This window comes from Enterococcus sp. DIV0358 (assembly GCF_051713465.1).
In the GTDB taxonomy this organism is placed as follows: Bacteria; Bacillota; Bacilli; order Lactobacillales; family Enterococcaceae; genus Enterococcus; species Enterococcus faecalis.
Genome location: NZ_JBIOPX010000001.1, coordinates 2,226,095 through 2,239,414, shown reverse-complemented (window position 1 = coordinate 2,239,414; position 13,320 = coordinate 2,226,095). Strand labels below are relative to the sequence as shown.

The following is a 13,320-nucleotide window of genomic DNA, read 5'->3' as shown; positions in this document are numbered from 1 at the left end:
TACCAGAGGGAGGAACTTCTGCGAATAAAGATTGCTTAAAAAAGTAAAAAATGACTAGAAAAAGGCACGAAACAATGCATGAGAGGTGAAAACTGCAAATAAGTGCAAAGTAAAACAGGGCTTTCATTGACTATTTTGACTTTCCATATTAGAATGTGAACTGTTGCAATTGTAACCAAGGTTCATCAACCATCCCTTGTAAAAAAACTCGGAGAAAGAAGGAAAAAGTATGCAAAATTCGTTTCAAGCCAATCGAAAGCTAAGAACAGTCTTAGCCAATGGTATCATTATGGGCATATATATTGTCCTCTCTTTATTGGTTCGGCCAGTTTCTTCTGGTATGATTCAATTTAGAATTTCAGAAAGTTTGAATCACCTAGTCGTTTTCAATCGCAAATTGATGTGGGGTGTTTTAGGCGGCGTTATCTTTTTTAACTTATTTTTTGGTTTCGGTGTAATGGATGCTCTGTTTGGTGGAGCACAAACATTATTTGCGTTGAGTTTAACAGCTTTTTTACAAAAAAAGGTACCAAGTATTCCTGTTAGAATGTGTCTAAATAGTCTATTTTTCACTGTAAGTATGTTTTTTATTGCCTTTATGCTAGTACCAAGTGGCGGTCAAGCATTTTGGACAACTTATGGTTGGTTAGCATTAAGTGAAGCGATTATTATGACGATTTCAGCACCAATCATGTACTTTATCAACAAATCATTAAAATTTGAAACACGTATTTAATTGAAAAGATGTGGATAGAAATGATTCATCCTTTGAATGGCAGTGAAGAAAAGTGTCGTTGCTATTAGTGAACTAAGTGATAGAATGAACTGTTTCTACCTCGTCTTTTTTACATAAAGAATAAGATCTACATTTTTTCTAAAAATTTTCATGTAAAACTTTACTAGTCTGTTGGAATACACTATGATAGTGTAAGATAAACGGACTATTGGAAAGTCACAGCAGAGGAGTTTGAACATGTACACATTTAAAATCGGTATTCCGGCAGAAGTACACGATACATTTGTTAAAAATCACCCATTATGTAATTTACTACAGTCATCTTCATGGGCAAAAGTCAAGGATAACTGGGGTTCTGAAATTGTTGGGGTTTATGAAAAGGATACATTAGTTGCATCAAGTTTAGTTTTAATCAAACCATTACCAGCCGGTTTTACGATGTTATATACACCAAGAGGTCCAGTAATGGACTATACAAATGAACGTTTGGTCAGCTACTTTATGGCTGAATTGAAAAAATTTGGCAAGAAAAAACGAGCTTTATTTATAAAAATGGATCCAGCGGTTCACTATCAAGATTTTCATTTGGGAGAAGAACATCAACCGCATGCTGAAGCGACATCTATTATTGAGACCTTGAAAAAGGCAGGGGCCAAATATCAAGGACTGACAATGGATATGGGGGCCACCATCCAGCCCCGCTTCCAAGCGAATATTTATCGTGAAGATTTTAGTGAAGAACAATTGTCAAAAAGCACCAAGAAAATGATTAAAACAGCTGAAAAAAAAGGGGTCGTTGTGCAGCAAGGGCATGTTGACTTTGTTGATGAATTTGAAAAAGTCATTCAATCAACCATGGAACGCCAACATATTTCTTTACGGAATAGTGATTACTTTAAGAAGCTGTTGAACATTTACCCAGAAGACTCCTTTATTATGCTGGCGCAAGTCAATTTAAAGGAACGCTTAGATAGCACGCGACAACGCTATGACAAAAATCAAAAAGACTTGAGTAATTTGAAAGAAAATCAAGTGAAAAAGCGCCATAATTTAGAAGAATTAGATGCTTCCTTGACTCGGGAACTAAAAGAATTAGAAGAAAATATCGCAGAAGCTGGTGAAATCGTCACGGTTGCTGGCGCCTTGGCTGTGACATTTGGTCCAACAAGTGAAATCCTTTATGCTGGCTTAGATGATCGTTATAAACGCTACATGCCAACTTATGTGACTTGGCGAGATGCCATTCAAGAATGTTTTAACCGTGGCTGCGAAAGCTGTAATATGGGCGGCTTAGAAGGTAGTTTAAATGATGGCTTAATTAAGTTTAAAGCGAACTTCAACCCAACGATTAATGAATTTATTGGGGAATTCGATTTACCGGTTAATAAATTATTATTTAAGGCCAGTGAATATGCCTATAAATTACGAAAACAAAAAAAATAAATAAAAAACACAGGGACTAAAAATCAAACTTGATTTTTAGTCCCTGTGTTTTTTTCTATAGTTTTTGCGTTGCATTCCGTTTCATTAAGCGAAGCAAAACGCTAGCAATTGCTGAAGCAGCTACACCAGCAACAAGAGCTTCTGGCACACCAGAACTGAAAATCGTCGCAATAATAGCTAGGTAAACAGCAGTTCCAGCTTTACCAATAATTTCAGCATAAGCTGAATTAAAAAGAAAATAAATCATGTTCATGACTAAAATGGTATTCGTTGCTGAGCCTAAAACACCAGCAACAAATAAGGAGACAGGTTGCGCTTTTTCCTTCGTTAATTTATTTAGCCATTTGTAAGCGAAATAAGGAACGACCCCAATTAAAATCCGCGGAATTAGCACAATTAAAAGAGCCTTCCAACTACCGTGATCGGTACCGATCACGGGAATAAATGGAGAAAAAACAAACGACAAAGGTGTTGGTGCTGTCGTATTTTTAATTAAGCTAATGATCCCAAACGTGCCGCCCAACATACTACCGATTTTTGGCCCTAAAACAATGGAACCAATAATTACAGGAATATGCATCGTGGTCGAATTTAAAGGACCTAATGTGATAAATCCTAGCGGGGTTAAAGCCAGTAAAAGTAAGATAGCTAAGAACATGGCTGTTAACGTAAATTTTTTCGTGTTATTCATAAATTACTCCTTGTTATCAGATGCTAAAATTTTCATCACTGTTTGAAGAATATCTTCAACAGTGGCAAGTGCGCCACGACCATAATCGCCACAAGCTAATAGAGCTTCACGTGGGATTATTTCTTGATAGCCGACTTCTTTTAAAATGCCAATATTTCGTTGGACAATGAGGTTTTGGTACATATACGTATTCATCGCGGGCGCAATAATTTTGGGTGTTTCAGGATAAAGCGCCAAAGCAACTGTTGATAGTAAGTCGTCGGCAATCCCATGGGCTAATTTCCCAATTGTATTGGCCGAAGCAGGTGCTACTAAAAATAAATCCGCTTTTTTAGCTAACTCAATGTGATTAATTTTACTGGGATCAATTTCCATCATGACATCCGTATGCACTGGATTCTTAGAAAGTGATTGTAACGTCAGCGGAGTGATGAACGCTGTGCTGCTTTTAGTCATTAAAATTTCCACATTGTAGCCAAGCTTAGCTAGTTGACTTGTAATATCTGCTGCTTTATATGCAGAAATGCTGCCAGAGACGCCTAATAAAATAGTTTTCATTGTTGTTCTCTCCATTTCTTTTCAACATTTTTAACGATCATTGAACCAATCCCTTGTTTTGAACAAGCTTCTTGGACAATGCCCGTTTCGTTAATTAATAATCCTTCGTGTTCTGTTTCATGAACATTCATCAAGTCATTGGCTAAGACAAAGTCACACCGATTTTTAATCAAAGCGGCTTGTGCAACTTGGACAAGTTCTTCTTGTGAAACGTTGACAAGTAATTTAAAGCCCACTAAAACAGTTTGGGGTTGCTTGTCACGAATCATTTGGATGACTTTAGGATTTTTCTTTAGAAAAATTAATAATCGGTCCGTATCAGATGAAATTTTTGTTGCTGTTTGAGGAATATCAGCAATCTGATTCAATGTGTTTTGAACGATAGTTACCAAGGCTTCTTTGGTCTTTGGCAATGTTTGTTCGCTTAATTGTTGCGCAAAAGAATCAATAAATTGTTCTTCCGTTTGCGCGGTTTCCGTCGTAAAATCACTGACTGCCATTGCGTGAACAATCGCATCAAATTGCTTTTCAGCAAAGAGTTGTTCTAACGTAGTGGCTAATTCAACCGTTGTTTCTATTTCTTTAATTGATAAGTCCAATTGTTGGGTTGGACGTAATGCATGTTTGGTTGTTACGTAGGTTACGGTGTGTCCAGCAGCTAAAAAACTTTCAGCAATTGCTTTTCCTAGTCCGCCAGAAGAATGATTGGTAATCGAACGAACATTATCAATCGGTTCTGACGTTCCGCCAGCAGTAACTAAAACATCCATAATCAAAACGCCTCCTTAAGAAATTCGGACAATGGTCCGTCCAATATGTTGGCCTGCTTGTAATGCTTCAAAAACAGGGGGAAGTTCTTCTAAAGTAATCTCTTGATACACAGCTTTTTCAGTGATGTCTAAATCAGTGGCAAGACGTTGCCAGACTATTTTTCGTTTGTCCATACCAACATTAACCGAATCAATGCCCAATAAATGAACGCCCCGTAAAATAAAGGGTAAAACGGTTGTCTCTAATGTAATTCCAGCAGCGCGGCCACAAATGGCTGAACGGCCATCATAACGAAGTTGTGGTAAAACAGCAGAAGTAATTTCCCCACCAGTGGTATCAATTGCAAAAGCAAAACGCTGTTTCATCAATGCTTTAACAGGAGTTGCTAAGAAATCTTCTACTAATAAGCATTCACTAACACCTAACTCTTTTAAAAGCTCAAAAGAATCTGGCTTTCTAGTTAATGCAGTGATTGAAGTGTAGCCTAATTGATGCAACATCGCAATAGACAATGTCGCAACACCGCCTGTCGCACCAGTTACAATAATGGGGGCTTCTTTGTCGTCTCGTAAGCCATCGTCTTCTAAAGCTGTGACAGATAATCCGGCCGTAAAGCCAGCAGTTCCGAAAATCATTGCTTCTTTGAGACTCATTTTTTCAGGAAGTGGAACTACCCAATCGCCAGGAACACGCACATATTCAGAATAACCACCAGTATGACTAACCCCTAATTGATAGCCTGTTACGATCACTTTATCGCCTTCTTTGAAACGAGGATCTTCCGATGTGACAACAGTGCCACTGACATCAATTCCTGGAATCATTGGATAATTGCGAATCACACCGCCGTCTTTTTTTGAAGCTAAAGAGTCTTTAAAGTTAACTGAGGAGTAGGCTGCTTTGATTACTACAGTGCCTTCTGATAAATCGTCTAAAGTAATGGTTTCTAGTTGACCAATAACAGATGTATCTTGTTCTCTTAACGTAAATGCTTGAAATGAATTCATATAAAAACTCTCCTTCCAATTATGTAAAAAAGCAACTCGTCTTATTTTATCATATTCTGATTTTTTCGTATCATTTTTCTTCTTATAAACAGTAAGTTATACAGAAAAGAAAGATTGTGTGACAATTAGACTAGAAAAATAAAGAAAAATGGTTGAAATTTTTCAAAAAGTTCGTATACTAAAAAAGGTAAAACTAAACTGTAAGTTTAGTATTACAAAACTTTTGTTGAAAAGATTAGCTGAAAATAGAAACGAGGTGTGCCATGGAAATTGGTGAGAAGTTGAGAAATTTACGCATTCAGAAAAATTTAACACAAGAAGAATTAGGCGAAAGAACGGATTTATCCAAAGGCTATATTTCCCAATTGGAGCGGGATTTAAGCTCACCATCAATGGAAACATTTTTCTCAATTTTAGAAGTACTAGGCGTGACGCCAGAGCAGTTTTTTAGTCAGCAACCGCTTGAACAGAAAATTGTTTACAATGAAGAAGAAAGTACTCTCTATTATGATGAAGAACATGGCTATGAACTAAAATGGTTAATTCCAGCCTCAAATGAAAAAGAAATGGAACCTGTCATTATTACTTTTGATAAAAATGGCGAATATAAAACGTTTGAACCTTCTCTATCAGAAACATTTATTTATGTGATTGATGGCTCCATTCGTTTGACATTAGGGGAAGCCACGTATATTGCTAAAAAAGGTCAAACCATGTATTACCAAGCAACAGAACCTCACCAAATCAGCAACAATGGTCGAGGAAAAAGTCGTGCGTTAATTGTGGCGACAGAATCGTATTTATAAAGGACGAAATGGAGGAGTTTATCCAGTGAGAAACCATGTGATTTCATTTGAAAATGTTGTCAAACAATTTGACGATGAACCAGTATTAAAAAATGTCAGCTTTGAAATTGAAGAAGGAAAATTTTATACCTTATTAGGACCTTCAGGATGTGGCAAAACCACGATTTTGCGTATTATTGCGGGATTCAATGACGTGACTTCTGGTGATGTTTATTTTGATGGTAAAAGAATAAATGATGTACCTGCCAATAAACGCCAAGTCAATACCGTGTTTCAGGATTATGCTTTGTTTCCTCACATGAATGTTTTTGATAATGTTGCATTTGGTTTAAAAATCAAAAAACTATCCAAAGCAGAAATTGAAAAAAAAGTGAAAGAGGCATTACGTTTGGTTCAATTACCGGGCTACGAAACACGTGAAATTAGTGAAATGTCTGGGGGGCAACGTCAGCGGGTCGCAATTGCACGAGCGATTGTCAATGAGCCAAAAGTATTGCTTTTAGATGAGCCGTTATCCGCTTTAGATTTGAAATTACGCACAGCGATGCAATATGAACTACGTGATTTACAACAACGTTTAGGAATTACTTTTATTTTTGTGACCCATGATCAAGAAGAAGCATTAGCGATGAGTGATGAAATTTTTGTCATGAATAAAGGTCATATCGTGCAAAGTGGCACACCAGTCGATATTTATGATGAACCGATTAATCACTTTGTTGCTGACTTTGTAGGGGAAAGTAATATTGTGGATGGCGTGATGCTGGAAGATAATTTAGTTTCATTTGTGGGCAAAAAGTTTGAATGTGTCGATGGCGGCATGCGGAAAAATGAACCTGTAGAAGTCGTTTTACGTCCAGAAGACTTAACGATTACCACGCTTGAAAAAGGCAAGCTAACTGTAACGGTGGACACGCAGTTATTCCGCGGCGTTCATTATGAAATTATTTGTTTTGATGAACAAGGAAACGAATGGATGGTGCATTCCACTCGAAAAGCCAAAGAAGGTGCTCAAGTAGGTCTCTCTTTTGAGCCAGAAGATATTCACGTGATGCGCTTCAATGAATCAGAAGAAGACTTTGATGCCCGTTTAGAAAGTTACGACGAGTAAACGAAAGGGGAAAATAAAATGAAAACAATGCGTCGAATTTATTCGATTCCCTATGTAATGTGGTTACTTTTATTCGTCATTGCGCCAGTGCTAATGATTATTTATCAATCATTTTTCGATATGAATGGCCAGTTTACCTTGGCGAATTACCAAACGTATTTTACATCAGGAACGTATTTAAGTATGACCATTAATTCAGTGTGGTATGCTTTTCTGATTACCATTTTTACGTTATTGGTAAGTTATCCTACGGCTTATTTTTTGACAAAGCTCAAGCATAAACAGTTGTGGTTAATGCTTGTTATTTTACCAACGTGGGTGAATTTATTATTAAAAGCTTATGCCTTTATTGGGATTTTCAGTATTCATGGGAGTATCAATCAGTTTATGAGTTTTATGGGTTTGGGCACGCACCAAATTCTGTTTACAGATTTCAGTTTTTTATTTGTCGCAACGTATATTGAAATTCCATTTATGATTATGCCGATTTTTAATGCCTTAGAAGAGATGAATCCTTCATTGATTAGTGCTAGTCGGGACTTAGGAGCTAGCAGTGCGGAAACATTCCGCCGTGTCATTTTTCCTCTCTCCCTAAACGGTGTGAAAAGTGGCGTTCAAGCTGTCTTTATTCCTTCGCTCTCGCTCTTTATGTTAACGCGTTTAATTGGCGGCAATCGGGTGATTACGTTGGGAACGGCGATTGAGGAACACTTCTTAGTAACGCAAAACTGGGGCATGGGTTCAACAATAGGTGTGATTTTAATTGTTGCCATGTTTATTGTGATGTTGCTGACGGGTGAGAAGAAGAAAGGGCGTGGCAAATAATGCAAAAGAAAAAGTTTAAATGGTCTTATGTGTATTTATTCGTTGTCTTTGCGCTACTGTACGCACCAATCTTTTATTTGATTTTTTATTCGTTTAACGACACGCAAACGATGAATCAGTTTACTGGTTTTACGTTAGATAATTATCGGAACGTTTTCGAAGACACACGCTTGTTAACCATTGTTCTGAATACGTTTTTGTTAGCTTTCTTATCGGCTTTAATAGCAACCATCATTGGAACATTTGGCGCGATGGGGATTTATTATACAAAACGTCGTAAAAACCGGAACACGTTGCTTAGCTTTAATAACATTTTACTCGTTTCACCAGATGTTATTATTGGAGCCAGTTTCTTAATTTTCTTCACGGCAGTAGGGTTTATCAGTTTAGGTTTTACAAGTGTATTATTGTCGCATATTGCCTTTAGTATTCCAATTGTTGTTTTAATGGTTTTACCAAAACTACAAGAGATGAACGATTCTATGGTAGATGCGGCACGGGATTTAGGGGCCAATAATGTTCAAGTGATTAAAAATATTATTTTGCCTTTTTTAGCGCCAGGAATTATTGCTGGCTACTTTATGGCCTTTACTTATTCGTTGGACGATTTTGCCGTAACATTCTTTGTGACAGGCAATGGTTTTTCAACATTATCTGTTGAAATTTATTCACGAGCACGTCAGGGAATTAGTTTAGAAATCAATGCCTTAAGTGCGTTAGTATTCCTATTCTCAATGATTCTAGTTGTCGGTTATTACTTTATCAGTAAAGACAATACGCCAAAACGTTTAAAGAAAATGCGTCGGGAACAAAGTGAGGTGGCCAAGTTAAAATGAAAAAATTACAGTCACTTTTTATTGGAATTATCGCTATTATTGTCATCTTGTTTTTTGGCGTGCGCCAATTGGAGAAAGCAAGTGGCATGGCAGGAGCAGATACCTTGACCATTTACAATTGGGGGGACTATATAGATCCGGCCTTGATTAAGAAATTTGAAAAAGAAACAGGTTATAAAGTCAATTACGAAACCTTTGATTCTAATGAAGCCATGTATACAAAAATTCAGCAAGGTGGTACAGCCTATGATATTGCCATTCCTTCTGAATATATGATTCAAAAAATGATGAAAGCGAAGATGCTTTTACCACTTGATCACAGCAAATTAAAAGGCTTAGAAAACATTGATGCACGCTTTTTAGATCAATCCTTCGATCCCAAAAATAAGTTTTCCGTTCCATACTTCTGGGGCACGTTGGGGATTATTTATAATGATAAATTTATTGACGGTCGTCAGATCCAACATTGGGATGATTTATGGCGCCCGGAATTAAAAAATAATGTCATGCTGATTGATGGCGCTCGCGAAGTGTTAGGATTATCTTTGAACAGTTTAGGCTATTCGTTAAACAGTAAAAACGACCAACAATTACGTCAGGCTACCGATAAGTTAAACCGATTAACGAACAATGTCAAAGCAATTGTTGCCGATGAAATCAAAATGTACATGGCTAATGAAGAAAGTGCAGTTGCTGTAACTTTCTCTGGTGAAGCTGCTGAAATGCTAGAAAACAATGAACATCTACATTATGTGATTCCCAGTGAAGGCTCTAATCTCTGGTTTGATAACATTGTGATGCCTAAGACAGCCAAAAATAAAGACGGCGCCTATGCATTTATGAACTTTATGTTACGACCAGAAAATGCAGCACAAAATGCAGAATATATTGGTTATTCCACACCAAATAAAGAAGCTAAAAAACTATTACCAAAAGAAGTTGCCGAAGATAAACAATTTTATCCAGATGATGAAACCATCAAACATTTAGAAGTTTACCAAGATTTAGGTCAAGAATACTTAGGAATTTATAACGATCTGTTCTTGGAGTTTAAGATGTATCGGAAATAAAAAAAGTACCTTCGTAACTTTCGAGCCGCCCCTAAAAGTTAGATTTTTAGTCTAACTTTTAGGGGCGGCTTTTATTCATACAAGCTTCTAATTGAGGCACAAAGAATCCTGTGCTACACTTTGTATAAAGCATAAAAGGAGCAAAGAAAATGAAAAGGAAAACAATCCGAATACTACTAATCAGTAGCGGGCTTATTTTAATCCTACTGGTAGGTTACCGTTTGTATCTAGAATATCAAACAGATATTCAATTATTTTTGAATCCTAAAGCCAGTAAGACACAATTATTAGAGCGAATTCGTTCACATGGTTTTTCAGCAGCGCTGTTGTTAGTTTTTTTGACCGCGATCATGTGTGCAGTACCAGGGATTCCAACCTCGGTAATTGGTGTGATTGCAGGATTGAGTTTTGGTCCCTTCAGCGGCACACTCATTAACGTTTTAGGGAATAGTTTGGGAAATTTAGTTGCAATCTTTTTGATGCATCATATAAAATTTTTAGATAGAAAAACGGAGACCAATCATTGGGTCCAGTCCATTCGACGGATGAAGCATCCAAAAATTGGGATTATGGTGGGCTACATGATTCCAATTATTCCTTCTTCTGTGATTAATTTTGCTGCGGATACTATGCAGTTGCCATTAAAAAATTTAATAGCCGCTATATTCATTGGTGTAATTCCTTCCTCAATACTTTACGCATGTGGAGGCGAAGCACTATTTCATGGATATAATAAAACGGCAGTATTGTTAATTGTGAGTGTTCTTTTGTTCGTTGGATTGGTGGTCATTATTGAGAAAGATAGAAAAAGATTTCAAAAAACTGTTCTTTAAGAACGGTTTTTTTGTGCATTTGAACAATAAATCCTGTTAAATTTACAATTTTAAAAAGAAAGGACTTTGATAGAATGAAAGCGTAAACAATTTAAGGAGCTGATTTTGAATGCCAGATATTACAATATCTTGGGTTGCTGCAATTTTAGGATTAGTTGTAGCGATAGTATTAATTTTGAAAAAATTTAATCCTGTGTATTCCTTGTTTTTTGGTGCAATTGTTGGTTGTCTTATTGGAGGCGCTTCCCTGTCAGATACAGTCGCTGTTCTATTAAACGGAACACAAAGTATTATGGGAACCGCAATCCGTGTCTTAGCAGCCGGCATGTTGGCGGGTGTGATGATGGAATCTGGTGCGGCAGAATCAATTGCCAACGCCATTGTACAAAAGCTTGGCGAGAAAAAAGCTATTTTATCTTTGGCATTATCCACAATGGTAATTACAGCAGTGGGCGTATTCATTCCTGTTGCAGTGTTGATTGTTGCCCCGATTGCTCTATCTGTTGGGAAAAGTACGGGTATCAGTAAGTTATCATTATTGATTGCCTTATCAGGTGGCGGCAAAGCGGGCAATATTATTTCGCCTAATCCAAATACTATTGCAGCGGCGAACGGCTTTGATTTACCTCTAAGTGACGTTATGATTGCTGGCTTTATTCCAGCCGTATTTGGCTTAATTACAGCTGTTGTTCTTGCAAATATCATGAGAAGTAAAGGATCAATGGTCAAAGAAACGGATCTTGTGGAGGAACAAACAAAAGAATTATTACCTTTGAAAAAGGCGTTAATCGCGCCAGTGTTAGCGATTGTCTTATTATTACTTAATCCGATTGGCGCCGTTTTAAATATTTCTTTCATCAAAAGTTTGAATATTGATGCTCTGTATATTTTGCCGTTCGCCTCAGTTGTTGGGACAATTGCGATTGGGCAAACAAAACAACTGGCCTTTTATGCATCTTCTGGCTTGAAGAGAGTAACCGATACCGTTTTAATTTTAATTGGTGCAGGTGCAATTGCTGGATTAATTTCTGTTTCTGATTTATCAACACAAATTGTCCACTTAATTTCTGTTATGGGAATTTCTGGAACCTTCTTGGCACCGATTTCTGGTATTTTAATGGGCTTAGCAGTTGGTTCAACATCCACAGCGGTTATTTTAGCGACAGGTTCTTTTGGACCAGCGATTTTAGATATGGGCACATCTTCACTTTCAGCAGCAGTCATGGTGCATACTGGGGCAACTGTGATTGATAGTGTTCCTCAAGGCAATTATTTCCATATTACGGCACAAAGTATGAATATGACGATTAAAGAAAGAATTCGAGTGATTCCTTATGAAATGTGTGTCGGTGGGGTAATGACGATTGTTGCAACCATTTTATATGGCTTTATTTTAAACTAGTTGGAAAGTAGGCGCGAAAAGATGACGAAAAAATTTGTTTTGGCTCCAGACTCATTTAAAGAAAGTATGAGTGCAAAAGAAGCCTGTCTGGCAATGGAAAAAGGGATTTTAGCTGTATTTAAAGATGCAGACATTCAACACGTCCCGATGGCAGACGGCGGGGAAGGAACGGTGGATTCCTTAGTGGATGCAACAGGAGGTACAAGAGTACCAGTGCGCGTGGCAGGACCGCTTCCTGATCAAATCGTTGAAACCTATTACGGCTTATTAGGTGACCAAGAAACGGTGGTCATTGAAATGGCGAAAGCCAACGGAATTGAATTGGTTAAAGCAGCAGAACGTAATCCCTTGATCACTTCTACTTATGGTACAGGAGAGATGATTCAACATGCGCTCAATCATGGGGCAAAAAAAATCATTATCGGCATTGGTGGTAGCGTGACAAATGATGGGGGTGCAGGTATGATTCAGGCACTTGGTGCGCGTTTGTTAGACAAGGAAGGGCAAGAATTGACACGTGGCGGTGGTGCATTAGATAAACTGGCGCAGATCGATTTAACACAGTTTGATCAACGTATTTTTGCTACCGAAGTTCTAGTAGCAAGTGATGTGAATAACCCACTAACAGGGCCAACAGGGGCGTCTCATGTCTTTGGCCCGCAAAAAGGTGCGACAGAAGAAATGGTGGCTCAATTAGATAAAAACTTAGCCCATTATGCAGCGATCATCAAAAAAGAGATCGGCATTGATGTTGAGATGATGCCAGGCGCAGGAGCCGCTGGTGGTTTGGGTGCAGGGTTACTAGCATTCACAAAAGCTCAGTTACGCCCAGGGATTGATATTGTCGTAGAAGTGAATCAATTAGAAGAAAAAATAAAAGCTGCTGATTATGTCTTTACTGGTGAAGGCGGTATGGATTTTCAAACAAAATTCGGCAAAGCCCCTTATGGCGTCTCACGTTTGGCCAAGAAGTATCAAAAACCGGTTTTCGCTTGTGCTGGCTATATCGGCAAAGATGTGGATGTCCTCTATGAAGAAGGGATGACGGCTATTTTTGGAATTTTGGCCAAAGCCGAACCATTGGAAGCAGCATTGAAAAATGGACCAGTTAACTTAGAAAGAACCGTTGAAAATATTGCTCGTACATTACAGCTGGTGCCTTGTGACTAAGAACTAGCCATGGTATCATCAGTAATGAAAGCTGAAATAAAAATGTTCAGTCGTTGATCTG

Annotated in this window: 14 protein-coding genes; 10 read left to right on the top strand and 4 right to left on the bottom strand. The window is 37.8% G+C overall.

All coding sequences use genetic code 11. From position 1 onward, the window contains the following. Positions 1-229 precede the first annotated feature (229 nt). Both IGK70_RS10815 and IGK70_RS10810 read left to right on the top strand, forming a co-directional pair. The gene (locus IGK70_RS10815; RefSeq protein ID WP_104855748.1) at positions 230-736 is read left to right on the top strand and encodes a QueT transporter family protein; all 507 of its coding nucleotides are present in this window, start codon (positions 230-232) and stop codon (positions 734-736) included. Positions 737-973: 237 nt separating this feature from the next. Continuing rightward, a complete protein-coding gene (locus tag IGK70_RS10810; RefSeq protein WP_002408714.1) occupies positions 974-2,179 on the top strand; it encodes an aminoacyltransferase in 1,206 nt (401 codons plus the stop codon). 55 nt (positions 2,180-2,234) lie between these two features. Here IGK70_RS10810 and IGK70_RS10805 read toward each other — a convergent pair whose 3' ends face one another. Genes IGK70_RS10805 through IGK70_RS10790 form a run of 4 tightly spaced genes read right to left on the bottom strand, consistent with a single transcriptional unit; the run spans position 2,235 to position 5,206 of the window. Then, positions 2,235-2,870 (bottom strand): ECF transporter S component, encoded by a 636-nt coding sequence (locus IGK70_RS10805; protein WP_002356501.1) that lies wholly within the window; start codon positions 2,868-2,870, stop codon positions 2,235-2,237. Positions 2,871-2,873: 3 nt separating this feature from the next. Beyond that, positions 2,874-3,428: a phosphopantothenoylcysteine decarboxylase gene (gene coaC, locus IGK70_RS10800; protein WP_104855681.1), complete on the bottom strand. Its 555-nt coding sequence runs from the start codon at positions 3,426-3,428 to the stop codon at positions 2,874-2,876. Next, positions 3,425-4,198, bottom strand: coding sequence for a phosphopantothenate--cysteine ligase (gene coaB, locus IGK70_RS10795; protein WP_078131043.1), 774 nt, complete (start codon positions 4,196-4,198; stop codon positions 3,425-3,427). Before coaB ends, coaC begins: the two co-directional genes overlap by 4 nt. A 15-nt stretch (positions 4,199-4,213) precedes the next feature. After that, positions 4,214-5,206 (bottom strand): YhdH/YhfP family quinone oxidoreductase, encoded by a 993-nt coding sequence (locus IGK70_RS10790; RefSeq protein ID WP_002356506.1) that lies wholly within the window; start codon positions 5,204-5,206, stop codon positions 4,214-4,216. Between the two features lie 263 nt (positions 5,207-5,469). Between IGK70_RS10790 and IGK70_RS10785 the strand changes: the two genes are divergently transcribed. The 8 genes from IGK70_RS10785 to IGK70_RS10750 all read left to right on the top strand — a co-directional run bounded on the left by IGK70_RS10785 (position 5,470) and on the right by IGK70_RS10750 (position 13,259). Next, positions 5,470-6,012 carry a helix-turn-helix domain-containing protein gene (locus IGK70_RS10785; protein ID WP_002356507.1) on the top strand — a complete coding sequence of 181 codons (543 nt, stop codon included), beginning with the start codon at positions 5,470-5,472 and terminating at the stop codon, positions 6,010-6,012. A 25-nt stretch (positions 6,013-6,037) separates the two neighbouring features. Further along, positions 6,038-7,123 (top strand): ABC transporter ATP-binding protein, encoded by a 1,086-nt coding sequence (locus tag IGK70_RS10780; protein ID WP_002356508.1) that lies wholly within the window; start codon positions 6,038-6,040, stop codon positions 7,121-7,123. Positions 7,124-7,141: 18 nt separating this feature from the next. Beyond that, positions 7,142-7,948 carry an ABC transporter permease gene (locus IGK70_RS10775; protein WP_002356510.1) on the top strand — a complete coding sequence of 269 codons (807 nt, stop codon included), beginning with the start codon at positions 7,142-7,144 and terminating at the stop codon, positions 7,946-7,948. Continuing rightward, complete coding sequence (locus tag IGK70_RS10770; RefSeq protein WP_002356512.1) at positions 7,948-8,784, top strand: ABC transporter permease; 837 nt, start codon at positions 7,948-7,950, stop codon at positions 8,782-8,784. Before IGK70_RS10775 ends, IGK70_RS10770 begins: the two co-directional genes overlap by 1 nt. Beyond that, positions 8,781-9,854: an ABC transporter substrate-binding protein gene (locus IGK70_RS10765; RefSeq protein ID WP_002359578.1), complete on the top strand. Its 1,074-nt coding sequence runs from the start codon at positions 8,781-8,783 to the stop codon at positions 9,852-9,854. Before IGK70_RS10770 ends, IGK70_RS10765 begins: the two co-directional genes overlap by 4 nt. A gap of 149 nt (positions 9,855-10,003) precedes the next feature. Then, positions 10,004-10,687: a TVP38/TMEM64 family protein gene (locus IGK70_RS10760; RefSeq protein WP_002368872.1), complete on the top strand. Its 684-nt coding sequence runs from the start codon at positions 10,004-10,006 to the stop codon at positions 10,685-10,687. A 109-nt stretch (positions 10,688-10,796) separates the two neighbouring features. Continuing rightward, the gene (locus IGK70_RS10755) at positions 10,797-12,089 is read left to right on the top strand and encodes a GntP family permease (protein ID WP_002359581.1); all 1,293 of its coding nucleotides are present in this window, start codon (positions 10,797-10,799) and stop codon (positions 12,087-12,089) included. A 21-nt stretch (positions 12,090-12,110) separates the two neighbouring features. Continuing rightward, positions 12,111-13,259 (top strand): glycerate kinase, encoded by a 1,149-nt coding sequence (locus tag IGK70_RS10750; RefSeq protein ID WP_002367172.1) that lies wholly within the window; start codon positions 12,111-12,113, stop codon positions 13,257-13,259. The last annotated feature ends 61 nt before the right edge of the window (positions 13,260-13,320 follow it).